Origin of the sequence: Ensifer sp. (assembly GCF_031989085.1) — a bacterium.
Taxonomy (GTDB): Bacteria; Pseudomonadota; Alphaproteobacteria; order Rhizobiales; family Rhizobiaceae; genus Ensifer.
In genome coordinates, this window is the sequence record NZ_DALZXU010000004.1 from 88,554 (window position 1) to 114,196 (window position 25,643).

Consider the following 25,643-nt stretch of genomic DNA (forward strand, 5'->3'; position numbering starts at 1 on the left):
AAGATAACGGACAAAAATATCCGCAATCGCAATCAACGGACGAGGACGGACAATGGACAGCCTTGGTGCGCTCAGCGCTTTCGTGCAGGCGGCGGACGCCCGCAGCTTTACCGTGGCGGCGACGCAGCTCGGCGTTTCGCCATCCGCCGTCGGCAAGGCGATTGCTCGCCTGGAGGAGCGATTGCGGGTCCGCCTCTTTCATCGCAGCACGCGCAGCGTGACGCTGACGCCGGAAGGCACGCTGTTTCTCGAACGTTGCCGACGGATCTTCTGCGAGATCGAAGCGGCCGAAGCCGAGCTGGTGCAGAGCCAGGAGGCGCCGCGCGGCAAGCTGCGCGTCAGCCTGCCGATGGCCGGCATGCTGCTGATGCCGACGCTCGCCGCCTTCATGCGCGCCTATCCTGAGGTCGAGATCGATCTCGACTTTTCTGACCGGATGGTCGACGTCATCGAGGAAGGTTTCGATGCGGTTGTCCGCACTGGCGAGATCGGCGACTCCCGCCTGATGACGCGTCAGCTCGGCACGTTTCACCCCTATCTGGTCGGTTCACCCGCATATTTCGAGAAGCACGGCACGCCGAAGGAGGCGCGGGACCTGGAGCGCCATCACTGCCTGCATCACCGCTTTCCCTCGACCGGCAAGCTCGAACCCTGGCCGCTGATGCAGGACGGCGCGCCGCTTGATGTCGATCTGCCGGTGACGGCGGCCTCCAATGCGCTGGAGCCGCTGATCCATATGGCCGAGGCGGGGCTCGGCATCGCCTGTCTTCCGGATTTCACGGTCAGGCGCCAGATGCACGAGGGCGCGCTGGTACCGGTTCTCGAACACCAGCTGCGCCGATGCGGTACCTACCGGATCCTCTGGCCCTCCAGCCGGCACCTTTCACCGAAACTGCGCGCCTTCGTCGACTTCATGGCGATAAATCTGTTTCCCGCGAATGGCGGTTCGGCGAGCCTGCTTTGACTGAAAATCTGGGCCTTACGATTTCACCATCACCCGACGCGCGGTCTTGCCGGGCCGGCCCTTGTCGAAAATCGCCCGGATCGCCCGTTTCGTGCCATCATCCATCAGCACTACCATGTCGAGATGAAGCTGCCTGTCGACAATGACGAGGCGCACGTCGAACGGCTTGCCGCCAAAGTGACCGCGTGCCCGCTCGCTCCAGCGGCCGATGCCGTTCGCAGTGCCCGAGCGAGCCTTGAGGTCCGCATGGGCAAAGGCAAACCAGCCGTTGCTCGACGATACTTTCAGGATCGGCCCGTGCTGCCGGATGGCGAGCCAGCAGGTGTCGCAGGCGCCCGCATCCGTGACCATCTCCTGCCATTGGCCGGGGAAGTCCTCGGCCTGCGCGTTGGCGGCAAACGGCCACAGAACGACGACGACGGCAATCAGGATACCGAGCAGTCGGCGAAGCATGCCAGCAGGCGAGGACAGTCTCATCAGGCGTGGTCCCGTGGGCGGAAGAGTTGGGGCGAGCGTTCGCCTCGATCGCGGTTGAGACTGCCTGTGTCGGATTACGTCAACATTGCATCGGCTCTCGGCCTATCCGCAAAGGTTGCGCCCCGGCAGACCGCCTCGCCGACGACCATTCCCCCCGGATTCGCGAAAGTGTTTCCTCTTAGGTTGTACTTGCGGCATTCTGCCTCGGCACCAAAGATACCTTTCCCCCTGTCGAAAGACGGGGGATCCCTGTTGGAGGACGGGGAATCGGACTGGTCGACGTGATGGGAGGAGTAACCATGAGCGACGCATCCAGCATACACCCGGTGGACGAGAAGCTGCCTGTCGGTAAGCTTGCGACGCTCGGGATCCAGCATGTTCTCGTCATGTATGGCGGCGCCGTCGCGGTTCCGCTGATCGTCGGCCGGGCGCTGCAGCTCAGCCCTGAGGACGTCGCCTTCCTGATTTCGGCCGATCTTTTCGTCTGCGGTCTCGTCACCATCATCCAGTCGCTCGGCATTACCCGCAGCGTCGGCATCCGCCTGCCCGTCATGATGGGCGTAACCTTCGCCTCCGTCGGCCCGATGGTGTCGATGGCGACGATGACACCGGGCCATGAAGGCGCCCGCCTGATCTTCGGCGCCATCATCGGCGCGGGGCTCGTCGCGCTGCTGCTCGCCCCGATCATGGGGCGGCTGTTGCGCTTCTTCCCGCCGATCGTTACCGGCACCATCATCCTGGTGATCGGCGTGACCCTGATGCGCGTCGGCGTCAACTGGATCTTCGGCAATCCTTTCGGCCCGACGGCGCCCAAGCTGGTCGATCCGGCCCATGCCGAATGGCTGGCGGAACTGAAGAAACTCGCAACCACGGGCGGCGCAGCGGTACCGGATGGCGTCGTGCTCGGCGCCACGGTGCCGAACCCCATCTATGCCGAACCGAGCCATGTGGGGCTTGCCGCTTTCGTGCTGATCTCCATCCTCGTCGTTGCGCGCTACGGCCGCGGGCTGATCAGCAACATCGCGGTGCTCACCGGCATCGTCATCGGCTGCGTCTTTGCCGCCGGTCTCGGCATGATGCATTTCGACCGGGTGGCGGATGCCGGCTGGTTTGCCGTCGTCACGCCCTTGCGCTTCGGCATGCCGATCTTCGACCCGGTGCTGATCGCCACCATGTCGCTGGTGATGATCGTGGTGATGATCGAATCGACCGGCATGTTCCTGGCTCTCGGCGAAATCACCAACAAGGAGGTGTCGCAGCAGCAGCTGACCGCGGGGCTTCGCGTCGACGGCATCGGCACGATGATCGGCGGCCTGTTCAACACCTTCCCATACACCAGCTTCTCGCAGAACGTGGGGCTTGTCGGCGTCACCGGCGTGAAGAGCCGCTATGTCTGCGTCATGGGCGGGGCGATCATGATCGTGCTCGGCCTGATCCCGAAGATGGGCGCCCTGGTCGAGGCGGTGCCGACATTCGTGCTCGGTGGTGCCGGCCTCGTGATGTTCGGCATGGTGGCGGCCACCGGCGTGCGCATCCTGTCGACGGTCGACTTCAAGTCGTCGCGCAACAACCTGTTCGTCGTCGCCGTCTCGGTCGGCTTCGGCCTGATCCCGCTGATCGCGCCGAACTTCCTGATGTGGATGCCGCATGCGATCCACCCGATCATCGAATCGGGCATCGTGCTCGCCTCGATCTCGGCCGTGGTGCTCAACGCCTTCTTCAATGGCCTGCGCGTCGAGCGCTCCGCCTCGATCAATGCGGCAAGGCTCGCCGACAGCCACTGAGCCGGCTCAGGACCATCGGGCCCCGGCCTTCCGCAAGGAGGCCGGGGCTTCTGCGTCAGGGCAATTGCGATATGTTCGACACTTCGATCGCGGGCGAAGCATCCGATGGTGATGGCGCGATAAGCAGAGCAGACGCAAACGCGCTGAAGGATCAGACACCATGGCCAAGACCAACCTCACCCTCGAGCTTCTGCTGCTCGCCGTGCTCGCAACGTTGTGGGGCGCATCCTACACCTTCATCAAGATCGGCGTCGAAACCATCCCGCCGGTGACGCTGATCGCCGCCCGCACGCTGATCGCCGGCACCATTCTGCTCGCCATCCTGCGCCTGCGCGGCGTCAGGCTGCCGAGAGACGCGGCCACCTGGAAGCGTTTTGCATTCCAGGCCTGCCTCAACAGCGTCGTCCCCTTCACCATGATCGCCTGGGCGGAGCAGACGATCGATGCCGGTGTCGCCTCGATCCTAAACGCCGCTACCCCGATCTTCGCCTTCCTGCTGACGGCGCTGATCACCCGCCATGAGGCGGCGACCCCAAGGAAGCTGATCGGCGTGGTGGCCGGCATGGCCGGCATCAGCCTGATCATCGGCGTCGAAGCCTTCGGCGGTCTCGGCGACCAGCTCTTGCCGCAGCTCGCCGTGGTGTTTGCGACCGCCTGCTATGCGGGTGCGGCCATTTTCGGAAAGAATTTCCGTGGTCTCGATCCGATGGTGCCCGCCGCGGGCTCGCTTCTGACCGGCGCCGTGCTTCTCATCCCGGCAAGCCTGGTGATCGACCAGCCATGGACGCTTGCGCCTTCCGCCCCGTCGGTGATCGCACTTGTCTGCCTTTCCGTGTTCTCGACGGCGCTCGCCTTCGCCATCTACTTCCGGCTGATCCAGACGCTCGGCTCGGTCGGCACCACGGCGCAGGCCTATCTGCGCGTGCCGATCGGGGTCGGCATCGGCGTTCTCTTCCTCGGCGAACGTCTGTCGGACACGATCTGGATCGGCCTTGCCTGCGTCGTCATCGGTGTCGCGGCCATGACCATTCCAGCACGCAGAACGAGAGCCGCCATCGCCGAACGCGGCTAGGCTCAAGCTAAAACAAAAAAAGGCGCAGCGATCACCCGCTGCGCCTTTTCGACCTTAAGAAGCAATGTGGCTCAGTCCTTGCGCTTGCGGCAATAGAGTTCGAGCCGGTGGCGAACGAGGTCATAGCCGAGCTCTGCCGCGATCTCCGCCTGCAGCTGCTCGATCTTGTCGGAGCGGAATTCGATCACGGCACCGGTGTCGATGTCGATCAGGTGATCGTGATGCGGCGCATCGGCCGTCTCGAAACGGGCGGTGGCGCTTTCAAAGGCGTGGCGATGGACGACGCCCTGCTGCTCCAGCGCCGACAACGTCCGGTAGACGGTCGACAGCGAGACGGTGGCATCGAGCTCCTTGGCGCGGCGGTGCAGTTCGCTCGCGTCCGGATGGTCTTCGGCGGTCGCGAGTATTTTCAGGATTGCCGCGCGCTGTCGCGTTACGCGCACACCACCGTCCCGAAGCACACCTTCCAGTTCTTTGACGCGATTCTGGTTCTGTTTCATGGCCCTACACTAGCCAAGCCGGGTTAGTTTGAAAATAGCCAGTTGCGAATGCTTCTCATTTGCATTGACTTATGCAAATCATTCCCCTACTCCTGTGGAAGACAACATCGGGGAGTATGGAATGATCGATCAGACGAGACGTGCGATCCTGGCGGCAGCTGGCGCTTTGGCAGCCTTCGCGCTCGTTCCGGGTGCCGCGCTGGCGCAGGAGAAATTCAAGGCCGTCACGACGTTTACCGTCATTGCCGACATGGCCAGGAACGTTGCGGGCGACGCGGCCGTCGTCGAATCGATCACCAAGCCGGGTGCCGAGATCCACAACTACCAGCCGACGCCGCGCGACATCCTGAAGGCCCACGATGCCAAGCTGATATTGTGGAACGGCCTCAACCTCGAACTCTGGTTCCAAAAGTTCTTCCAGAACTTCGATGACGTGCCCGGCGTCGTCGTGTCTGACGGCGTCGAGCCGATGGGCATCGCCGAGGGCCCCTATAGCGGCAAGCCGAACCCGCATGCCTGGATGTCGCCGTCGGCAGCCCTGATCTATGTCGACAACATCCGCGACGCCTTCGTGAAGTACGACCCTGCCAATGCCGAGACCTACAAGGCCAATGCCGAAGCCTACAAGCAGAAGATCGAGGCGACGATCGCCCCGATCCGCGCCGAGATCGGCAAGATCCCGGAAGACAGGCGCTGGCTGGTGTCGAGCGAAGGTGCCTTCAGCTACCTCACCCGCGACTTCGGCCTGAAGGAGCTTTACCTCTGGCCGATCAACGCCGACCAGCAGGGCACGCCGCAACAGGTGCGCAAGGTCATCGACGCGGTGCGCGCGCACAACATCCCGGTGGTCTTCTCCGAAAGCACGATTTCGCCCGATCCGGCCCAGCAGGTGGCGCGAGAAACCGGCGCCAAATACGGCGGCGTGCTCTATGTTGATTCCCTGAGCGAGGCGGACGGTCCGGTCCCGACCTATATCGACCTGCTGCGCGTCACGTCCGAAACCATCGCGAAAGGCCTTTCGCAATGAACCTTCAGGTGAAACCCGGATCCGGCCCGACGGCAGGCTCGGGGGATATCGGCAGCGGCATCCGCGTCTCCGGCGCGACCGTGACCTATCGCAACGGCCACCGTGCGCTTCGCGATGCTTCCTTCGAGATCCCGACCGGCACGATCACCGCCCTTGTCGGCGTCAACGGCAGCGGCAAGTCTACCCTCTTCAAGGCGATCATGGGTTTTGCCCGGCTGGCAAAGGGCGAGATTTCGATCCTCAGCCTTACCGTTCCAGAGGCACTGAAGAAGAACCTCGTCGCCTATGTGCCGCAGGCCGAGGAGGTCGACTGGAATTTTCCGGTGCTGGTCGAGGACGTGGTGATGATGGGCCGCTACGGCCACATGAACATGCTGCGCATCCCGAAGAAGGTCGACCATGAGGCGGTGGAGGCAGCCCTTGCCCGCGTTGGCATGAGCGACTTCCGCAAGCGCCAGATCGGCGAGCTTTCCGGGGGCCAGAAAAAGCGCGTATTCCTGGCGCGCGCGCTTGCCCAGGATGGCCGCGTCATCCTGCTCGACGAGCCCTTCACCGGCGTCGACGTCAAGACCGAGGATGCCATCATCCGGCTTTTGATCGGCCTGCGCGACGAAGGCCGCGTCATGCTGGTCTCGACCCACAATCTCGGCAGCGTGCCGGAATTCTGCGACCGCACGGTTCTCCTGAAGAACACCGTGCTTGCCTATGGCCCGACGGAAACGACCTTTACCCGCGAAAACCTCGAACTCGCCTTCGGCGGCGTGCTCCGGCACTTCGTGCTCGGCGGCGACAGCCTGCATGACGACGCCGACCCGCGGCAGCTCTCCGTGATTACCGACGACGAGCGGCCGCTGGTGATGTACGGCGCCAAGGGGCAGATGGTGTCGCAGCCGGCCAAGCCCGAGACCGATCCGGAGGCCGAAGGCAAATGATCGCCACGCTCTTCGAGCCCTTTACCTACAGCTACATGGTCAACGCCATGTGGGTCAGCGCCCTGGTCGGCGCCGTCTGCGCCTTCCTGTCGTCCTATCTGATGCTGAAGGGATGGTCGCTGATTGGCGACGCGCTCTCGCACTCGATCGTTCCGGGTGTCGCTGGCGCCTACATGCTCGGCCTACCCTTCTCGCTCGGCGCCTTTTTTTCCGGCGGGCTTGCGGCCGGCGCCATGCTCTTTCTCAACCAGCGCACCCGGCTCAAGGAAGACACCATCATCGGGCTGATCTTCACCTCGTTCTTCGGTCTCGGCCTGTTCATGGTGTCGCTGTCGCCGACCTCGGTGAACATCCAGACCATCGTACTCGGCAACATCCTCGCCATCACGCCGGCAGATACGCTGCAGCTCGCGCTGATCGGCGTCATCTCGCTGGTCATACTGACGGCCAAGTGGAAGGACCTGATGGTCACCTTCTTCGACGAGAGCCATGCGCGCTCGATCGGCATTCCGACGACATTCCTGAAGGTCCTGTTCTTCACGCTGCTGTCGGCGTGTACGGTGGCAGCGCTGCAAACGGTCGGCGCCTTCCTCGTCATCGCCATGGTGGTGACACCGGGGGCGACGGCCTACCTGCTCACCGACCGTTTCCCGCGGCTGATCGTCATCAGCGTCACGATCGGCGCGCTCACCAGTTTCTTCGGCGCCTATTTCAGCTACTTCCTCGACGGCGCCACCGGCGGCATCATCATCGTGCTGCAGACGCTGATCTTTCTTGTCGCCTTTGTCTTCGCGCCGAAACATGGGCTGCTGGCGGCCCGCCGGCGCAGCGCCGAAACCCTGGAGGCCGCACCATGATTTCGCTCGATCTCTTGCTCGCCGTCTTCGAATTCGAGTTCATGCGCAACGCGCTGCTGATCTCGGTGCTGGTGGCAATCCCGACCGCCCTGCTCTCGTGCTTCCTCGTGTTGAAAGGCTGGTCGCTGATGGGCGACGCCATTTCGCATGCGGTCTTTCCCGGCGTCGTCATCTCCTACATCGTCGGCCTGCCGCTCGCCGTCGGCGCCTTTGCCGCCGGCATGTCCTGTGCACTCCTGACGGGGTATCTGAAGGAAAACAGCCGCATCAAGCAGGACACCGTGATGGGTGTCGTCTTCTCCGGCATGTTCGGTTTCGGCCTGGTGCTCTACACCAAGATCCGTAGCGACGTGCATCTCGACCACATCCTCTTCGGCGACATGCTCGGTATCGGCTGGCCCGACATCATCGAGACCGGCCTGATCGCCCTGGTGGCAACCGTGATCCTCGCTTTGAAATGGCGGGATTTCCTGCTGCACGCCTTCGATCCGGCCCAGGCCAAGGCCGTCGGCCTGCGCGTCAACTGGCTGCACTATGGGCTCTTGGCAATCCTGTCGCTGACCATCGTCGGCGCGCTGAAGGCTGTCGGCCTGATCCTCGCCATCGCCATGCTGATCGCGCCGGGCGCCATCGCGTTCCTGATCACCCGCACCATGGGCAGCATGCTCATCGTCGCCGTGGTGGTCGCGACCGTCGCCTCGTTTACGGGCGTCTATCTCTCGTTCTTCATCGACAGCGCCCCGGCGCCGACCATCGTGCTGCTGATGACCGTGATCTTCCTCGCCGCCTTCCTCTGGTCGACCTTCCGGGCAGCCCGCATCGAGGCGCAGAGGACGACGGTCGAATGAATTCGAGGCTCCCTTCCGCGGGAAGGGAGCCTCGACACTGTCACCTCAATGGCTCGGATGCAGCGCGTCGTTGAGATACATGCAGGTCAGCATGGTGAAGATATAGGCCTGGATGACCGACATCAGCAGTTCGAGACCCGTCAGCGCCACGGTCATCATCAAGGGCATGACAGCACCGAGCATGCCGAGCGCGCCGAAGCCACTGAGGCTGACGACGAAGCCGGCGAAAACCTTCAAGGTGATATGGCCGGCAAGCATGACGGCGAACAGACGAACGGAGTGGCTGACCGGGCGCGACAGGTAGGAAACGACCTCGATCGGGATGATGATCGGCGCCAGCACCAGGGGCACGCCCGACGGCATGAACAGCCGCAAGAAGCCGAACCCGTGCTTGACCAGGCCGTAGATTGTCACGGTCAGGAACACCAGCAGCGCCAGCGCGAAAGTCACGGCGATATGGCTCGTCACCGTGAAGGCATAGGGAAACATGCCGATCAGGTTCGCGACCAGGATGAACATGAACAGCGAGAACACCAGCGGGAAGAAGCGCATGCCGTGCTCGCCGGCATTTTCCCGCAAAGTCTTCGACACGAACTCGTAGAGAATTTCGGCCGCTGACTGTGCCCGGTTCGGCACCAGGCCACGCCTGCGCGTCGACAGGATCAGGAAAAGGCTGGCGATCGCCACCGTCACGATCATGAAGACCGACGAATTGGTGAAGCTGATATCGTGTCCGCCGACCTCGGCGATGTGGAAGAGCGACTTGATCTCGAATTGTTCGATGGGTCCGGCCATCATGAACCTCGTGCGTTGGCAACGGAGCAACCACGGCGCGCCTGCGGCGGCCGCGGGCGCATCACTTTGTGGGAGAAACGGGCGAAAGCCGCGCTCGCGACGGGACGCGCTGGCGCCCGAGGCAAAACGGCTCTGTCAGGAAAAGATAGCGCACGCGGGCGTGCCGCAGGCCTGGATGCTGCATGATGCGATCGACTCCATTATCTCACGGATCGAGATAGTGGGGCCGTCCCCAGGCGAAGCATCGACGCGGGTCGTCCCGCGTGCGCCTGACCTAGAGATAATTTCTGTTGCGGTCAAGCCGACAGGCACCCGCAGCGTGGGCTGCAGCCTCGCAAGCTTGCTCATCCCGCCGGCCGAGGTTCAGCCAAAATCCCTGTGATCGCCCAACACCTCTTCGATGACGCGGCGGCTCTTGTCGGCTTCCGCCGCGTTCGTGCCAGGGAGGCCGGCATAGACAATCAGCGCCTTCCACAGGGCCCAGCCGCGACCGCGCGCCCAGGTGCCGGCATCGAGCGCGACGCCGGCGCGAAACGCCTCCCGGCTTTCCCCACGAAACAGCGTCCAGGCGATGGCGAGATCACAGGCGGGATCGCCAATGCCGCACGTGCCGAAATCGATGACGGCACCGAGGCGGCCCTCTTCCACCAGCAGATTGCCCCAACTGATATCGCCATGGAACCAGACCGGCGCGCCCTGCCATGTCGCGGAAAGCGCCGCCTCCCAGACATCAACAGCCGCTTGCGTGTCGATCCGCCCCTCAAGCGCCGTCAGCGCCCGGCGCGTCTCAGCGTCATAGTGGGCAGGCGGCCCGCCGCGAAAGAAATTGTGCGGCCCCGGCAGCGGACCGCCACTTGGATCCACGTGCCTCAGGGCGACGAGAAACCGAGCAAGATCCTCGGCAAAAACCTTGAGGTCGCCGATGCGCTCGTCCGCTGCCGTCTCTCCCGGCAGCCAGCGATAGACCGACCATGGCCATGAGTAGCCTTCGCCGGGCACGCCCTTTGCAACCGGCACCGGGATCGGCAACGGCAAATGCGGGGCGAGCTTCGGCAGAAAGACCTGCTCCTTTTCCACCTGCAGCGCATAGGACGCAGCGCTCGGCAGCCGCACGATCATGTCCTCACCGAGATGAAAGGTCCTGTTGTCCCAGCCGCCTGGCAGCAAAGGCTTGATGTCGAGCCCCGTCCATTGCGGAAACTGCGCGGCGATCAGGCGCCGAACCAGCGCCGCATCGATGGTGGGTGTGGTCGTCGATCGGTCGGACATGTGCGAAAAAGCGCCTCGCCAAAGTCGGGACGCCTGTTTTAACCGATCGTCGTGCGATCGCAACGTGCCGGCCTGAGGCGCAAGACGACCTACCCGATCCGCGTCGCCTTCAGCCTGTCTTCGTCGAGCGCGACGCCGAGCCCGGGAGCCTCGCCGAGCTCGAGCCAGCCGCCTGCATGGCGCAGCGGCGCCATCATCGGATAATCGCGACGCATCTCGCTCCATTCGGGATTGTCGTAGGGATATTCGAGGAACGGCGCGTCGCCGACACCGGCGGTCAGATGGGCGTTGGCGAGCACGCCGATGCCGTTTGTCCAGGAATGCGGCGTCATCATCACGCCGGCCTCGCGCGCCTGAAAGGCGAGGCGCCGGCAGCCGGTGATGCCGCCGACGAGCGCCACATCAGGCTGGATCACGTCGAAGGCGCGATCCTCGATGATATCGCGAAACTCGTAGAGCTCGCGGGTCATCTCACCACCGGCGATGCGCAGCGACGTCGCGTCCGAAAGCCGCCGCATGCCCTTGCGGTCCGAGCGGTGCAGCGGCTCCTCCATCCAGTAGATGCCGAGCCTCTCCAGCTCGCGCGCCACCGTCAACGCATCCTTGAAGGTCCAGGAGAGCGTCGTGTCCCAGGGCATCCGCCAACCCTGGTTGCAGTCGACCATCAGCTCCAGCCGGTCGCCGACACGCGCGCGGATCGCTTCGAGCGCCCGCACGTCGTCGCGCCAGGTGCCACGACCACCGGCCGACGATGAGAAGCGCACCTTCATCGCCGGAAAACCTTCGTCGACATAGCTTTCGGCTTGCGCCGCCATGGCGCCGGGGTCGCGCAGCACGCCCGAGGACGCATAGAGGCGCACCCGATCGGACCTGCCGCCGAGCAGCCGCCAGACCGGCTCGCCGGTGATCTTGCCCGAGAGGTCCCACAGCGCGAGATCCATCGGCCAGCAGCGACCATAGTGGAAGTTGATGTGCGACAGCACCTCGTAATGGCGTTCGAGCTGACGGGGATCCGCGCCGACGAACAGGTCCTCGTGGCCCTCGAACCCCTTCATCAGGTCGCCGGAGCCGATGCCCTCGCGACCCTCGTCGTCCCTGACGCGCACGATGGTGGCGTCGAACTGCCGGCGCGGTCGCCCGTCCCAGCTCGCCTTGAACGGCGGATCGAGCGGCAGGCGATGGTGGCTGATCTCGATGGAAACGATCTTGCTCATGGTCCCTCCCCCGAAGGCTCAGCCGAACTGCTGCCAGATGGTCTTGTAGTCGCAATATTTGTCGATCGCATGCACGGAGCGGTCGCGACCGAAGCCCGACTGTTTGAAGCCGCCGAAGGGTGTGGCGAAATTCGACATGTCGTAGGTGTTGATCCAGACCGTGCCGGCATGGATCGCCTCCGAAAACCGGTGTGCCCGGTCCATATCCCGGGTGAAGACGGCGCCGGCCAGTCCGTAGATCGTGTCGTTGGCGATCGCCAGCGCCTCCTCCTCCGTATCGAAGGCGATGGCTGCGAGCACCGGGCCGAAGATCTCCTGGCGCGCCAGCCTCATGTCGTTGGTCATGTCGACGAACACGCCGGGCGAGACATAGTAGCCGCCGCTCTCGGCCATCACCCGCTCGGCCCCGAAGGCACGGCGTGCGCCCTCCTTCTCGCCGCTCGCGATCAACGACAGCACCTTTTCCAGATGCGCCTCCTCGATCAACGCGCCGATCTGCGCTGCCGGGTCGAGCGGATGCCTGAGCGCGATGTCGCTCTTCGTCACCGCCTCGATCTTCCTGACCAGCGCATCCTGGACGGACCGCTGCACGATCAGCCGGGTCGAGGCGTGGCAGGTCTCGCCGGAATTGTAGAAGCAGCCCCAGGCGACGGCGGATGCGGCAGCATCGAGGTCGGCATCTTCGAAGACCACCAGCGGCGACTTGCCGCCGAGCTCCAGTGCCACCCGCTTGACGTTCGACTGCGCCGCATAACCCATGATCAGCTTGCCGACCTCGGTCGAGCCGGTAAAGGCGATCATGTCGACATCCATGTGCAAAGCCAGCGGCTTGCCGGTCTCCTCGCCATAGCCGGTCACGACGTTGAAGACGCCTTCGGGCAGGCCTGCCTCGACGGCGAGGCTTGCAAGGCGGATCGCGGTCAGCGACGATTGCTCAGCCGGTTTCAACACGACGGAATTGCCGGCCGCGATCGCCGGCCCGAGTTTCCAGGCGTCGATGATCATCGGGTAGTTCCAGGGCGTGATCACGCCGATGACGCCGAGCGGCACCTTGCGCACCAACGCCCGGGCATTCGGCCCGGTGGGGGCGATCTCGTCATAGAGCTTGTCGATCATCTCGCCGTAGAACTGAATGCCGTCGGCGCAGAGCCGGACGTCGACATTGAGCGACGCCATGATCGGCTTGCCGACATCGAGCGTTTCGAGCATGGCGAGTTCCTCGCCGTGGGCGCGGATCAGATCGGCCCATTTGAGCATGATCCTCTTTTTCTCGAGCGGATCTTGTCGGCGCCAGACGCCGCTTTCGAAGGCGGCCCGCCCGCTCCTGACCGCCGCATCGATATCGGCAGCGCCACCGCGCGCGATCGTCGGACCCTCTCTGCCATCCATCGGACGGGCGCGCGTGAACGTTTCGCCGGAGATGCTGGCGCGATGTTTGCCGTCGACGAAGTGCCTTCCCTCCAGCGTGAGTGCCGACAGGACATTTTCCCAATAGTCGCGACTATAGGCCTTGCTCATCCGTTTCGCCCTTCGCTCACGCCGCCTTCGGCAACGCCATGATCTCTGCTGCAAAGTTATCGATATCGGCATCGTCGATCGGGCGGATCGTCGAGCGCCGCATCGGCTGGTTTTCCGGCGCCTTCATTTCCGCTGCGAGATCGGCGGCGCCATAGGCCTCGAAGGCGACGGGAAGGGCCCTGACGATGCCACAGCGATCCATCAGGCGCGAAACGAAGTCCGGAAGGTCGGCTACCCGGGACAAGCCACAGGCGCGCGCAGCAGCCTCAAGCTCGGCCGTGTCGGCATCGACGAGCCAGCCGAGCGTCGCCTCGAAACCGAGCGCTGTCGCAAGCCCATGATGAACAGGGGCCAATCCTGCCAGCGCATGGCTGATGTTGTGGGCAACGGCCGTACCGCAATTGTCGATGGCAATGCCGGCATAACAGGAGCCGAGCAGCACGTCGGCGCGGGCCTGGAGATCATTGGGTTCGCGAACCGCCGTTTCCAGCGACGCGGTCAGCAGGCGCATGGCCTCGTGGGCGTAGAACTGCGCGCCACGGTGGCTGTTGCGGTTCGTCGCCGCCTCAAAGGCGTGAATGAAGGCGTCGAGCCCGCACCAGGCCGTCAGTTGCGCGGGCAGCGTCGTCGTCAGCACCGGATCGAGCAGCACCAGGTCGGCCTTGGTTTCCGCGCCCCAGATCCAGAGCTTCTTGCCCTCGGGCCCGGCAAAGATGTTTGTCGCCGACGTCTCGGAACCGGTGCCCGCCGTCGTCGGCACCATGATCTTCTTCAAGGGCGCCTTCGGCAATGGATTGGCGGCAAGCGCATAGAACATCGGATCTTCGCCGGACGCGGCGCAGCAGGCGGCAATCTTGGCGATATCCAGCGCCGAGCCACCGCCAACGCCGATGACGGTATCGGAACCGATGGCCGCTGCGGTGGCTGCCCGCACATGCGCCAGTTTTGGCTCGCCGGCAAAATCGGAAAAGACGCGGGCTGAGATGCCTTCCTGCTCGAGGCTCTCGACGATGCGGCCAGCAAGGCCGGACCGGGCGAGAAAGCCGTCGATCACCAGCGTTGCCGTTTTTGCCCCCTGGACTTTCGCGGCCGTGCCGATGGTCGTATGGATATTGTCTGCCAGGCGGATTTCGGGAATGAAGGACGTGGAGAAGGACAAAGTCGTCTTCCTGTCGCGCGGGATGATCGCTTTACCCTGCATCACAATCTGATATTTTCAAATCCGCGCAATTTTCGGCCTTTTTGATAACCTGAGATCATGGAACACCGGCTGCTCGATCGCATACCGCTGGAGGCCTTTCGCGTATTCGACGCCGCCAGTCGGCATATGAATTTTTCCCGTGCCGGTCGGGAGCTCAACATCACCCAGGCCGCCGTCAGCCGGCGGATCAAGACGCTCGAGGATCATCTGGGTAGCCCGCTCTTCAGCCGTCGCGGCAAGAACCTCGAACTGACGCCACAGGGCGAGAGATTGTTTCAACGCGTGCGGGCCTCGCTCGATTATCTCGAAGAAAGCCTCGAGCCCTTCCGTGGAGCGACCGGCCAGGCGATCTCGATCGCCGCCAGCGGTTCGGTCTCCCATCTCTGGCTCGGCGCCAGGCTGCGCGAGTTCGGCAAGGAGAACCCGGATATCTCGATCCGGCTCCTGACGTCAGACAGCCCGTCGGAGCTGGCATCCGAAAACAACGACCTCGTCATTCTCTATTCGACCGGCGATCACCCGCGCTGGCACCTGTCGCCGCTGATGGCGGAGGACCTGGCACCAGTCGCCTCACCCGACTATCTCGCCTCACGCGGGCTCGCCGCGGAGGCCCTGACGCCGCAGGTGCTCTCGACCCTCGATCTCATCGACTATGATCGCTTCAATGCCAACTGGGTCTCTTTCCAGCAATGGTTCGAGCGCACCGGGGCTGCCCCACGGGGCACGAAATTGCGACCCCGATACACCTTCTCGACCTATGTCATGGCCGTCGACGCCGCCCTGCGCGGCGATGGCGTGGCACTCGGCAGCCTCGGGCTCCTGCGCGAGCATATCGACGACGGACGGTTGCTCGTCCTTGGCGGCAGGACGCTTGCCACCGGCTATGGCTATTATCTCGGCCTGCCGCGCAACCGGCCATCGCGCGACGAGGTGCTGCGCCTGCACGCAGCGCTTGGAAGATCGACGTGAGCGGCGGCCGGGCCAAGGCGACGACGACGCCGCCGAAGCGACAGAGCCGTGCTGGCCTGGGCTTCTTCCTCCTCGCGCTTGCGGTGATCGTCACGGCAATCGCGGCGACGGTGCTGCTCGCCAATGAACAGCGCAACCTCAAGCAGCTGCTGCGCGCGCTGGATCTCCCGACCGCATTCCTCGAGAAAGCAAAACCACCGGAGCCGCCGGCGCAGGTCAAGCGAAAGCCGCCGCGCATCGCCCTGCCGGTCTGGACCTTCCAGGACCTGCACACGCCCGAACAGCAGTTCCTGCGGGTGCTGCGCAGCGACCCGCGCGCCCTTTGCGACGAGCTGCGCGAGGCCGGCTTCCGCGCACTCGAATGGAAATCGAGCGCCGGTGAGCGGGGCCAGTGGGAGTGCTCGTCGCTGGTGTCCTTCCCGCGACCGGGCGTCGACAAGACCTCGTCGATCTTCATCTTCATCAAGGGCAGCGGCGAGGAAGAGATCGGCTCGTTTCGCGTCAAGCTCAACATCGAGCGCCCCGAGGATGCCCAGGTGGTGACCACCAGCGCCGCGCGCGCCGCATCGGTCTTTCTCGATCACGTCCGCTGGGCCGATGGCGGCGCCATCGCGCTGCAGATCCAGGCGCTGAGGGAGTTCGACGTCAAGCGCTTCGGCAGCCGGGTACAGTTCAAGCGCGAGACGGACGAGACAACGGCGCGCTACAATTTCCTCGCCAACCAGCCGGCCCGCGCCCGCCCGAAGACAATCGCTGAGCTTTATTTCGATCGCGAGAAATGGCTGCCTTACGGCACTGCCGATATCCGCAGCTTCGTTCTCGGCCCGACGGCGTGGAACGGACCGGCGAAGATACCCGAAACCGCCGACCAGGCGGACGCGGCGTCAACCGAAGACGCAGGCACGGCGAAAGCAGAAGGCAGGACCAAGCCGTGACCTGAGGTCAACGATCGATCCGGGTCGACAGGATGATCGACGACAGCGTGCGGTCGACGCCGTCGATTTCGCCGATGCGGTCAATCAGCAGGTCGAGCTCGCTGATCGAAGCGGCGGCAACAACGGCGATCAGATCGAAGCTGCCGCTGACGGAATGCAGGCTGCGGATCTCGCGGATGGCGGCCAGTTCCGGGGTGACACGGCTCAGCGCCCGCGGCGCGATGGTGATCAGCACATGCGCCTTCACCAGCCCCTTCTCGTAGCTCTCCGACAGGCGGACACCATAGCCGGCGATCACCCCTTCGCGTTCCAGCCGCTCGATGCGCGCCTGCACGGTCGTTCGCGACAGGCCGAGCCTGCGGGCGATCGTTGCCGTCGGCATGCGGGCATTTTCGCTCAGCACCGCGAGCAGCTCGCGGTCTTTGTCGGTGATTTGCATATCGTCGGTCCATCTGGGCAAAATGCCGAATATCTATCGGCGATTTAGTCATATCAGCGCTTCAAATCAACAGCTCTCCGCCAGACAATGGAGGTCGAAACGCATTTCATACCCTGGGGGACACTCATGAAGAACATCGTCGTCATCGGAGCAGGCAAGATCGGCTCCACCATTGCGCGCATGCTCGCGCACACCGGTGACTACAGCGTCTGCGTTGCCGACCGCAGTGCCGAACAGCTCGGCCAGATCGAGAAGCACGACGCAATCACCACGGCCGCTGTCGACATCGGCGACAAGAAGGCGCTGGTGGCCCTCCTCTCCGGCAAGTTCGCCGTGCTCAGCGCCGCGCCGTTCCACCTGACGGTCGCTATCGCAGAAGCCGCCGCAGAAGCCGGTATCCATTACCTCGACCTGACCGAAGACGTCGAATCCACCCGCCAGGTCAAGGCGATTGCCGCTAAGGCCAGCACCGCCTTCATCCCGCAGTGCGGCCTCGCACCGGGCTTCATCTCGATCGTCGCCAACGATCTGGCCAGCCGCTTCGAGACGCTCGAAAGCGTGCGCATGCGCGTCGGCGCACTGCCGCAGTACCCGTCCAACGCTCTCAACTACAACCTGACCTGGAGCACCGACGGCGTCATCAACGAATACATCGAGCCCTGCGAAGCGATCGTCGAGGGCAGCCTGATCGAAGTGCCGGCGATGGAAGAGCGCGAGGAATTCTCGCTCGACGGCGTCACCTACGAAGCCTTCAACACCTCGGGCGGCCTCGGCACGCTCTGCGAGTCGCTGAAGGGCAAGGTCCGCACGCTGAACTACAAGACGATCCGCTACCCCGGCCACGCCGCGATCATGAAGGCGCTCCTCAACGACCTCGGCCTGCGTCACCGTCGCGAAGTCCTGAAGGACATCTTCGAAAACGCGCTGCCGACCACCACCCAGGACGTCGTCGTTATCTTCGTCACGGTTTCGGGCTTCCGCGAAGGTCGCCTGATTCAGGAAACTTACGCCAACAAGGTCTATAGCGGCGTCGTTGCCGGTCGCATGCAGAGCGGCATCCAGATCACCACCGCCGGCAGCATCTGCGCCGTGCTCGATCTGCTGGCCAACGGCAAGATCGCATCCAAGGGCTTCGTTCGCCAGGAAGACATCGCGCTCGATACCTTCCTCGCAAACCGCTTCGGCCACTACTACGCCCAGAAGGGCGAGGCAGAGCGCGTCGCCGGCTGATACCGGCCGGCCCGACGTCGCTGACTATAATGCCCGGGTTTTGCCCGGGCATTTTTTATGTCCGGGCGAACGTCACGGGCGCCATGCCTTGGACACCCTATGTCCGGCCGAACTCGTCCTCGATCCGGATGATGTCGTCCTCGCCGAGATAGGATCCGGTCTGAACCTCGATCAGCTCCAGCGGGATCTTGCCGGGATTATGCAGGCGATGGACGGTTCCCTGCGGGATATAGACGGACTCGTTCTCGTGCAGCAGCCGGGTTTCGCCGGCCATGGTGATCTCGGCCGTGCCGCGCACGACAATCCAGTGCTCAGCGCGGTGGTGATGTTTCTGCAGCGAGATCTTCTTGCCGGGACTGACCTTCAGCCGCTTCACCTCGTAGCGCTCGCCCCTGGAAACCGACGACACCGCCCCCCAGGGGCGATAGGACGTCGGGTGTTCCTGAGTGAGCCGCGACGTCGCCTGCGAGCGTGCGAGCACCTTGACGATGTTGCCGACGCCCTGGCTTTCGTCGAGGCGACCGACATAGACGGCATCTTCGCTGGCGATCACGGCGATGTCTTCCAGGCCTTGCACGGCGAGGTGGATGTCACGCGACAGCACCAGCGAGTTGCGGGTGTTTGCGACCGATGCCTTCTCGGTCACCACATTGCCGTCTCCATCCTTGCGGCCGCTCTTCCACACCGCATCCCAGCTGCCGAGATCGGACCACGCGAAAGAGGAGGGAACGACGGCGGCACGGGCGGTCTTTTCAAACACCGCGTAATCAACCGAGATATCGGGTGCGGCCGCAAACGCCTTCGCCTCCAGCCGGCTGAAATCAAGATCCTTGCTCTGGCCCTCGACAGCCGCCTTGGTCGCCGCATAGACCTCGGGGGCGTAAAGTTGCATCTCCTCGAGGAACGCCTTGACGGGCAGCATGAACAGGCCCGAGTTCCAGAGATAACGGCCGGTGGCGAGCATGGCCTGCGCCTTGGCGTGGTCCGGTTTTTCAACGAAGCGGGCGACCCTGTTTGCGCCAGCCGACAATGCGTCCCCAATCTCGATGTAGCCATAACCGGTGGCAGGTTCCGTCGGCGTAATCCCGAACGTGACCAGCTCGCCGGACGCGGCCGCCTGCTGGGCTTTCAGCATGCAATCCACATAGACCGCGCCCGCATCGATCTCGTGGTCGGAGGCGAGCACCTGCATGATCGCCGCATCACCGAACCTGGCTAGGACGACGAAGGCTGCGGCCGCCAATGCGGGCGCCGTGTTACGGGCAACGGGCTCGAGCAGGATATCGCTCAGCGGCGCACCGACGGCGCGCGCCTGTTCGGCGACGATGAAACGGAAATCGCTGTTGGTGACGATGATCGCCGGCTCATAGAGCCCGGTGTCGCTCACCCGTTCCAGGGTCTGCTGGAACAGCGAGCGATCGGACAGGATCTGCAGGAACTGTTTCGGCGCGCCAGATCGCGACAGCGGCCACAGGCGCGTACCCTTTCCACCCGCCATGATTACGGGGACGATCTTAGACGTCATGCCAAGCCTCTGTGCGCATCAAAAGACAATCCATCCTTACAGGACCGATGCTAAAGAATGCCTGAAGCCGGCGGTGCGGACAAACTGCACCAAAGGCGAGGCGTGCCTCCCTATTCGGATAGGGGATCAACGCCCCAATGCCTCAGCTCAAGCATCTGGCTCGCGCCAGCGTTCCGTTGGAACCGCTTCGGTGCCGCCTTCGCAGGGCAACAAAAAACCCCGCTCGAAGGCGGGGCTTTCTCATTGGTTTGTCCCGTCGGGATGTCCCTTTCAGGCCGGGATCACGATTTCGCCGAGCTTCGTCAGTTCGGCGATGAACTGTTCGACGCGCGTCTTCTTCTCGTCGCCGGCGCCTTCCAGCTCTGCACGGGCACCCTCGATGCGCTTTTCCAGCGCGGTGCGGTCGAGTTCGTCGACGTGCACGGCGGATTCGGCAAGCAGGGTGCAACCGGTCGGCAGGATATCGGCAAAGCCGCCAAACACGACGAAACGCTCGGTCTTGCCATCAGCCGTCTTCACGGTAACGATGCCAGGCTTGATCGTCGTCATAGTCGGGGCATGATTGGCCATCACGGTCATCTCGCCCTCGGTCGCCGGGATGACGACTTCCGTCACCTTGGCGGAAAGGAGCAGGCGCTCGGGGGAAACAAGCTCAAAATTGAAACTGTCGGCCATGACCATTCACTTCTCGTGGGCGCGCCACCTGAGGTGGCAGGCTGTGCATGTCTTCCCTGCTCCGCGATCAACGGAACGCAGGATGAAAGCCTCGGCACATGGCTGCGCCGAGGCTTAACAGTGCTATCAAGCGGCTTCGGCAGCCAGCTTCTTGGCCTTTTCGACCGCTTCTTCGATCGAGCCAACCATGTAGAAGGCGGCTTCCGGAAGGTGGTCGTAGTCGCCGTTGACCAGGCCCTTGAAGCCCTTGATCGTGTCTTCGAGCGCGACCAGCTTGCCCGGCGAACCGGTGAAGACTTCGGCCACGAAGAACGGCTGCGACAGGAAGCGTTCGATCTTACGAGCGCGGGCAACCGCCAGCTTGTCCTCTTCCGACAGTTCGTCCATGCCGAGGATGGCGATGATGTCCTGGAGAGCCTTGTAACGCTGCAGGGTCGTCTGGACCTTACGCGAGATCTCGTAGTGCTCTTCGCCGACGATCATCGGGTCGAGCATGCGCGACGTGGAGTCGAGCGGGTCAACAGCCGGGTAGATGCCCTTTTCAGCGATCGAACGCGACAGAACCGTCGTTGCGTCCAGGTGGGCGAACGAGGTTGCCGGCGCCGGGTCGGTCAAGTCGTCGGCCGGAACGTAAATGGCCTGAACCGAGGTGATCGAACCCTTGGTCGTCGTGGTGATGCGTTCCTGCATCTGACCCATGTCGGTCGCCAGCGTCGGCTGGTAACCCACAGCCGACGGAATACGGCCGAGCAGAGCCGACACTTCGGAGCCTGCCTGGGTGAAGCGGAAGATGTTGTCGACGAAGAACAGAACGTCCTGGCCCTTGTCGCGGAAGTCTTCAGCGATCGTCAGACCCGTCAGAGCGACGCGAGCGCGGGCGCCCGGCGGTTCGTTCATCTGGCCGTAAACGAGCGCAGCCTTGGAACCTTCGCCACCGCCGTGCTTGTTAACGCCGGACTCGATCATTTCGTGGTAGAGGTCGTTGCCTTCGCGGGTACGTTCACCCACGCCTGCGAACACCGAGTAACCACCGTGCGCCTTGGCGACGTTGTTGATCAGTTCCATGATGAGAACGGTCTTGCCGACGCCGGCGCCGCCGAACAGGCCGATCTTGCCGCCCTTTGCGTAAGGTGCGAGCAGGTCGACGACCTTGATGCCGGTGACGAGGATCTGCGCTTCCGTCGACTGCTCGACGTAGGACGGCGCGTCCTGGTGGATGGCGCGCTTGCCCGACGTGACCAGCGGACCAGCTTCGTCAACCGGCTCGCCGATGACGTTCATGATGCGGCCGAGCGTTTCATCGCCAACCGGAACCGTGATTGGTGCACCGGTGTCGGTGACCGGCTGGCCGCGGACGAGACCTTCGGTCGAGTCCATGGCGATCGTGCGGACGGCGTTTTCGCCGAGGTGCTGCGCGACTTCGAGAACGAGGCGGTTACCGTTGTTGTCGGTTTCCAGTGCGTTCAGGATCTGCGGAAGCTGGCCTTCGTCGAACGCAACGTCGACGACGGCGCCGATGACCTGCGTTACGCGGCCGACAGCGCCGGCTGCCGCAACGGCGGTCTTGGCGGAAGCTGCCTTCCTCGGTGCAGCCGGCTTCTTCGCCGCTGCGGTTTCTTTCGGGGTAGCTGCCTTAGCCATAATCCTTACCCTCTTCTCGTAACCTTAGAGCGCTTCCGCGCCCGAGATGATTTCAATGAGTTCCTTGGTGATCTGAGCCTGGCGCTGACGGTTGTAGTTCAGCGTCAGTTTATTGATCATGTCACCAGCATTGCGCGTCGCATTGTCCATCGCGCTCATCTTCGCACCCATTTCGCCTGCGACGTTCTCGAGCAGCGCCCGGAAGATCTGCACCGAAATGTTGCGCGGAATAAGGTCGCTCAGGATCGCGCCCGCGTCCGGCTCATATTCGTAGACGGCCGAAGCATCAGATGCTTCCGCTGCGACCGGGCCGGCCGAAGCGGGGATCAGTTGCTGTGCCGTCGGAATCTGGGCGATAACGGACTTGAACTCAGAATAGAACAGCGTGCAGACATCGAACTCGCCCTTTTCGAAGAGCGCGATGACCTTGTGGCCAATCTGGTCGGCGTTCTGGAAGCCGATCTTCTTGACCTCACGCAGGTCGACACGATCGATGATCAGCGACGCGTATTCGCGACGCAGAATATCGAAGCCCTTCTTGCCGACGCAGATGATCTTCACCGTCTTGCCAGCGGCAATCAGCTTGCGAACGTGATCGCGAGCGTGGCGGGCGATCTGCGAGTTGAAGCCGCCGCAAAGGCCGCGTTCAGCCGTGCAGACGACCAGAAGATGGGTGTCGTCCTTGCCGGTGCCCGTCATCAAGGCAGGCGCACCGTCGTCCGCGCCAACCGCCTGGGCGATGTTGGCGAGAACGGCGGCCATGCGCTGCGAATAAGGCCGGGCGGCCTCGGCCGCCTCCTGCGCACGCCGAAGCTTCGCCGCGGCGACCATTTTCATCGCCTTGGTGATCTTCTGCGTCGCCTTGACGGAGGCGATCCGGTTCTTCAGATCCTTAAGTGAAGGCATCCGTTATCCGTCCTAAATGAAATCCGCTCAGGCGAAAGACTTGGCGAAGCTGTCGATTGCAGCCTTCAGCTTGCCCTTGACGTCGTCGGAGATCGCCTTGTCCTTGCGGATGGTTTCCAGGATGTCCTTGCCTTCCGAACGCATGTACGAAAGCAGGCCCTGCTCGAACTTGCCAACCTGGTTGACCGGCAGCTTGTCGAGGTAGCCGTTGACACCTGCGAAGATGACGGCGACCTGCTCTTCCGTCTTCAGCGGCGAGAACTGCGGCTGCTTCAGGAGTTCGGTCAGGCGTGCACCACGGTTCAGCAGACGCTGGGTAGCGGCGTCGAGGTCGGAGCCGAACTGCGCAAAGGCCGCCATTTCGCGGTACTGAGCCAGTTCACCCTTGATCGAGCCTGCAACCTGCTTCATCGCCTTGATCTGCGCGGCCGAGCCGACGCGCGAAACCGACAGACCGACGTTAACGGCCGGACGGATGCCCTGGTAGAACAGGTCGGTTTCAAGGAAGATCTGGCCGTCGGTGATCGAGATCACGTTGGTCGGGATGAACGCGGAAACGTCGTTGCCCTGGGTTTCGATGACCGGCAGAGCCGTCAGCGAGCCGGCACCATTGTCGTCCGAGAGCTTTGCAGCGCGCTCGAGCAGACGAGAGTGCAGGTAGAAAACGTCGCCAGGGTAAGCTTCGCGGCCCGGCGGGCGGCGCAGCAGGAGCGACATCTGACGGTAGGAAACAGCCTGCTTCGACAGGTCGTCGTAGCCGATGAGAGCGTGCTTGCCGTTGTCACGGAAGTATTCGCCCATCGCGCAACCGGCAAACGGTGCGAGGTACTGCATCGGAGCCGGGTCGGATGCGGTCGCTGCAACGATGATCGAGTACTGCAGGGCGCCACGCTCTTCCAGAACCTTCACGAACTGGGCAACCGTCGAACGCTTCTGGCCGATTGCGACGTAGACGCAATACAGCTTGTCACCTTCCGGACCATTGTCGTGAATGGCCTTCTGGTTGAGGATCGTGTCGAGGATGATCGCGGTCTTGCCGGTCTGGCGGTCGCCGATGACGAGCTCGCGCTGGCCACGGCCAACCGGGATGAGGGCGTCGATGGCCTTGAGGCCGGTCGACATCGGCTCATGCACCGACTTGCGCGGAATGATACCAGGAGCCTTGACGTCAACGCGCGAGCGCTGCTTGGCGTTGATCGGGCCCTTGCCGTCGATCGGGTTGCCGAGCGCGTCGACGACGCGGCCGAGCAGTTCCGGACCAACCGGAACGTCCACGATGGCGCCGGTCCGCTTAACGGTGTCGCCTTCCTTGATGTCACGGTCCGAACCGAAAATAACGACGCCGACATTGTCGGCTTCGAGGTTCAGCGCCATGCCGCGAATTCCACCCGGGAATTCGACCATTTCGCCTGCCTGAACATTGTCGAGGCCGTAGACGCGGGCAATACCGTCACCGACGGAAAGCACCTGACCGACTTCGGAGACTTCTGCTTCCTGGCCGAAATTTTTGATCTGATCTTTAAGAATTGCGGAAATTTCCGCGGCGCGGATATCCATCAGCCGACCTCTTTCAGTGCAAGCTTAAGGGTAGAGAGTTTGGTGCGAAGGGAAGTGTCAATCTGGCGGGACCCGACCTTGACGATCAGACCTCCAAGAATAGACGGGTCGACGGTGACGTTGACCGTCACGTCTTTGCCGGTGACGCTCTTGAGCGCCGCCTTCAATTCAGTTTCCTGCGCTGCGGTGAGCGCATGGGCCGACGTAACGTCGGCAGAAATTTCACCCCGGTGGCGCGCGGCGATCAGGCGGAACGCCTTGATCATGCCCGGCAGCGCGAAGAGGCGGCGATTGCGCGCAACAACCTTGAGGAAGTTACCGACGATGCCAGAGATGCCGGCCTTGGCGACGATCGCCGAAATGGCCTTGAACTGGTCGTCGGCAGAAAAGACGGGGCTTACGATCAGCCGCTTCAGGTCTTCGCTGCCATCGATCAGGGCCTGGACGCGGGTAAGATCCGCACCGGCCGCCTCGACGGAACCCGCTTCGAGAGCGAGGTCAAAAAGCGAGGACGCATACCTTTCTGCAACACCGGAAATAAGCTGGGATGTGTCTGCCACGGGCACAAGCTTCTCTCAATTTCATCCAAGAACGGTTGTGGCGGCGAGCCGTCAACTTAACGTCCTGAATTTGCTGCAATAATTTGCGGGCTATCGAGGCCTGGCGACCCACTTCCCCCGCAATTCGCGGTTCGTCTAGCATAGGAAGTTTGGACTCGCAACACGCGAACGGCAGGAATGCGGCATAAGTCGACCCGGTTTGGCCGAATTTTGCCGTAAATTGGTTTCTGAGGATGTGAATCGCGAAAACGCGCTAACGGCGATCAGATCATTCCGAAGACATAGGCAAGCGGAAGAATGGCAAGCGTCGCCTGCACCACGAGCGCCACCCAGTTGTAGAGCGTGGCACCGTTGTCGCTCATCATCGACAGGATGCGACCGAAGGCGGCGAGTGCAAAAGCCGCACCAATCGCGAGATAGACCATCGGCTGCGCCAGGAGAATGGCGGCAAGGCCGAGGCCGGCATGCATGCCGCCCATGGTCGAGCGTGCCTCGGCCAGGCCACCGCGACGGCCCTCGGCAATGCCGATGCCGGCAGCGCGAAACGTGAGCCGCGGCGCAAACAGCATGACGACGCCGATCAGCGCCGCTGCCGCTGCCGCACAGAAGGCGAGGAACTCGCCGGTTTCCGCCGGAATGTAGAACTCCATGCCCGTTCCCGCAGATGAGCGCCGATCTCGATTGTGTCGCCATCCGGGCCATGCCCTAAGCGACGCATCTCAGACCTCTAGCGCAAGTCGTGGCGGTT

At 63.3% G+C, this 25,643-nt stretch carries 25 protein-coding genes; 10 read left to right on the forward strand and 15 right to left on the reverse strand.

The window, feature by feature from the left end:
• Positions 1–52 precede the first annotated feature (52 nt).
• Complete coding sequence (locus RTP54_RS19310; protein ID WP_312365175.1) at positions 53–964, forward strand: LysR family transcriptional regulator; 912 nt, start codon at positions 53–55, stop codon at positions 962–964.
• 15 nt (positions 965–979) lie between these two features.
• Here the strand turns inward: RTP54_RS19310 and RTP54_RS19315 are convergent, their stop codons facing one another.
• Positions 980–1,441, reverse strand: coding sequence for a hypothetical protein (locus RTP54_RS19315; protein WP_312365177.1), 462 nt, complete (start codon positions 1,439–1,441; stop codon positions 980–982).
• A 299-nt stretch (positions 1,442–1,740) separates the two neighbouring features.
• Between RTP54_RS19315 and RTP54_RS19320 the strand changes: the two genes are divergently transcribed.
• Both RTP54_RS19320 and RTP54_RS19325 read left to right on the forward strand, forming a co-directional pair.
• On the forward strand, positions 1,741–3,225 hold the full coding sequence (locus RTP54_RS19320) for a nucleobase:cation symporter-2 family protein (protein ID WP_112815049.1): 1,485 nt from the start codon (positions 1,741–1,743) through the stop codon (positions 3,223–3,225).
• Positions 3,226–3,385: 160 nt separating this feature from the next.
• Positions 3,386–4,297, forward strand: a complete 912-nt coding sequence (locus RTP54_RS19325; RefSeq protein WP_312365180.1) for an EamA family transporter — start codon at positions 3,386–3,388, stop codon at positions 4,295–4,297.
• Positions 4,298–4,368: 71 nt separating this feature from the next.
• Here the strand turns inward: RTP54_RS19325 and RTP54_RS19330 are convergent, their stop codons facing one another.
• A complete protein-coding gene (locus tag RTP54_RS19330) occupies positions 4,369–4,797 on the reverse strand; it encodes a Fur family transcriptional regulator (protein ID WP_112805424.1) in 429 nt (142 codons plus the stop codon).
• A gap of 121 nt (positions 4,798–4,918) precedes the next feature.
• Here RTP54_RS19330 and RTP54_RS19335 point away from each other — a divergent pair, with 121 nt between their 5' ends.
• Genes RTP54_RS19335 through RTP54_RS19350 form a run of 4 tightly spaced genes read left to right on the forward strand, consistent with a single transcriptional unit; the run spans position 4,919 to position 8,461 of the window.
• Positions 4,919–5,824 (forward strand): metal ABC transporter substrate-binding protein, encoded by a 906-nt coding sequence (locus RTP54_RS19335; protein WP_112805426.1) that lies wholly within the window; start codon positions 4,919–4,921, stop codon positions 5,822–5,824.
• Positions 5,821–6,756 (forward strand): manganese/iron ABC transporter ATP-binding protein, encoded by a 936-nt coding sequence (locus RTP54_RS19340; RefSeq protein WP_312365183.1) that lies wholly within the window; start codon positions 5,821–5,823, stop codon positions 6,754–6,756. Before RTP54_RS19335 ends, RTP54_RS19340 begins: the two co-directional genes overlap by 4 nt.
• Positions 6,753–7,613, forward strand: a complete 861-nt coding sequence (locus tag RTP54_RS19345; RefSeq protein ID WP_312365184.1) for a metal ABC transporter permease — start codon at positions 6,753–6,755, stop codon at positions 7,611–7,613. The genes RTP54_RS19340 and RTP54_RS19345 overlap by 4 nt, the downstream gene beginning before the upstream one ends.
• Positions 7,610–8,461: a metal ABC transporter permease gene (locus tag RTP54_RS19350; protein WP_312365186.1), complete on the forward strand. Its 852-nt coding sequence runs from the start codon at positions 7,610–7,612 to the stop codon at positions 8,459–8,461. The genes RTP54_RS19345 and RTP54_RS19350 overlap by 4 nt, the downstream gene beginning before the upstream one ends.
• Before the next feature lie 45 nt (positions 8,462–8,506).
• Here RTP54_RS19350 and RTP54_RS19355 read toward each other — a convergent pair whose 3' ends face one another.
• From RTP54_RS19355 to RTP54_RS19375, 5 genes are all read right to left on the reverse strand, one after another.
• Positions 8,507–9,256 (reverse strand): F0F1 ATP synthase subunit A, encoded by a 750-nt coding sequence (locus RTP54_RS19355; RefSeq protein ID WP_312365188.1) that lies wholly within the window; start codon positions 9,254–9,256, stop codon positions 8,507–8,509.
• Positions 9,257–9,619: 363 nt separating this feature from the next.
• Positions 9,620–10,525: an aminoglycoside phosphotransferase family protein gene (locus tag RTP54_RS19360; protein WP_312365190.1), complete on the reverse strand. Its 906-nt coding sequence runs from the start codon at positions 10,523–10,525 to the stop codon at positions 9,620–9,622.
• Positions 10,526–10,614: 89 nt separating this feature from the next.
• Complete coding sequence (locus RTP54_RS19365; RefSeq protein ID WP_312365192.1) at positions 10,615–11,739, reverse strand: mandelate racemase/muconate lactonizing enzyme family protein; 1,125 nt, start codon at positions 11,737–11,739, stop codon at positions 10,615–10,617.
• An 18-nt stretch (positions 11,740–11,757) separates the two neighbouring features.
• Entirely contained in the window at positions 11,758–13,257 is a 1,500-nt protein-coding gene (locus tag RTP54_RS19370; protein ID WP_312365194.1) for an aldehyde dehydrogenase, read from the reverse strand.
• 16 nt (positions 13,258–13,273) lie between these two features.
• Entirely contained in the window at positions 13,274–14,458 is a 1,185-nt protein-coding gene (locus RTP54_RS19375) for an iron-containing alcohol dehydrogenase (protein ID WP_312365196.1), read from the reverse strand.
• Positions 14,459–14,515: 57 nt separating this feature from the next.
• Between RTP54_RS19375 and RTP54_RS19380 the strand changes: the two genes are divergently transcribed.
• Positions 14,516–15,427: a LysR substrate-binding domain-containing protein gene (locus tag RTP54_RS19380; protein WP_312365198.1), complete on the forward strand. Its 912-nt coding sequence runs from the start codon at positions 14,516–14,518 to the stop codon at positions 15,425–15,427.
• On the forward strand, positions 15,424–16,362 hold the full coding sequence (locus RTP54_RS19385; RefSeq protein ID WP_312365200.1) for a DUF6030 family protein: 939 nt from the start codon (positions 15,424–15,426) through the stop codon (positions 16,360–16,362). Before RTP54_RS19380 ends, RTP54_RS19385 begins: the two co-directional genes overlap by 4 nt.
• Before the next feature lie 7 nt (positions 16,363–16,369).
• Here RTP54_RS19385 and RTP54_RS19390 read toward each other — a convergent pair whose 3' ends face one another.
• On the reverse strand, positions 16,370–16,801 hold the full coding sequence (locus RTP54_RS19390; RefSeq protein ID WP_065780755.1) for an Lrp/AsnC family transcriptional regulator: 432 nt from the start codon (positions 16,799–16,801) through the stop codon (positions 16,370–16,372).
• Positions 16,802–16,927: 126 nt separating this feature from the next.
• On the opposite strand from RTP54_RS19390, the gene RTP54_RS19395 reads away from it, so the two are divergent.
• The gene (locus RTP54_RS19395; protein WP_312365202.1) at positions 16,928–18,031 is read left to right on the forward strand and encodes a saccharopine dehydrogenase family protein; all 1,104 of its coding nucleotides are present in this window, start codon (positions 16,928–16,930) and stop codon (positions 18,029–18,031) included.
• A 97-nt stretch (positions 18,032–18,128) separates the two neighbouring features.
• Here RTP54_RS19395 and RTP54_RS19400 read toward each other — a convergent pair whose 3' ends face one another.
• The 7 genes from RTP54_RS19400 to RTP54_RS19430 all read right to left on the reverse strand — a co-directional run bounded on the left by RTP54_RS19400 (position 18,129) and on the right by RTP54_RS19430 (position 25,545).
• Positions 18,129–19,556, reverse strand: a complete 1,428-nt coding sequence (locus RTP54_RS19400) for a mannose-1-phosphate guanylyltransferase/mannose-6-phosphate isomerase (RefSeq protein WP_312365204.1) — start codon at positions 19,554–19,556, stop codon at positions 18,129–18,131.
• A 270-nt stretch (positions 19,557–19,826) separates the two neighbouring features.
• Positions 19,827–20,231: a F0F1 ATP synthase subunit epsilon gene (locus RTP54_RS19405; RefSeq protein WP_112805510.1), complete on the reverse strand. Its 405-nt coding sequence runs from the start codon at positions 20,229–20,231 to the stop codon at positions 19,827–19,829.
• A 126-nt stretch (positions 20,232–20,357) separates the two neighbouring features.
• A complete protein-coding gene (gene atpD / locus RTP54_RS19410) occupies positions 20,358–21,872 on the reverse strand; it encodes a F0F1 ATP synthase subunit beta (protein ID WP_065780748.1) in 1,515 nt (504 codons plus the stop codon).
• 24 nt (positions 21,873–21,896) lie between these two features.
• Positions 21,897–22,778 (reverse strand): F0F1 ATP synthase subunit gamma, encoded by an 882-nt coding sequence (locus tag RTP54_RS19415; protein ID WP_112805447.1) that lies wholly within the window; start codon positions 22,776–22,778, stop codon positions 21,897–21,899.
• A gap of 27 nt (positions 22,779–22,805) precedes the next feature.
• Complete coding sequence (gene atpA / locus RTP54_RS19420) at positions 22,806–24,335, reverse strand: F0F1 ATP synthase subunit alpha (RefSeq protein WP_057255020.1); 1,530 nt, start codon at positions 24,333–24,335, stop codon at positions 22,806–22,808.
• Positions 24,335–24,901 carry a F0F1 ATP synthase subunit delta gene (locus RTP54_RS19425; RefSeq protein WP_112805449.1) on the reverse strand — a complete coding sequence of 189 codons (567 nt, stop codon included), beginning with the start codon at positions 24,899–24,901 and terminating at the stop codon, positions 24,335–24,337. Before RTP54_RS19425 ends, atpA begins: the two co-directional genes overlap by 1 nt.
• A gap of 257 nt (positions 24,902–25,158) precedes the next feature.
• Positions 25,159–25,545: a DUF4345 domain-containing protein gene (locus RTP54_RS19430; RefSeq protein ID WP_312365211.1), complete on the reverse strand. Its 387-nt coding sequence runs from the start codon at positions 25,543–25,545 to the stop codon at positions 25,159–25,161.
• Positions 25,546–25,643: the final 98 nt, after the last annotated feature.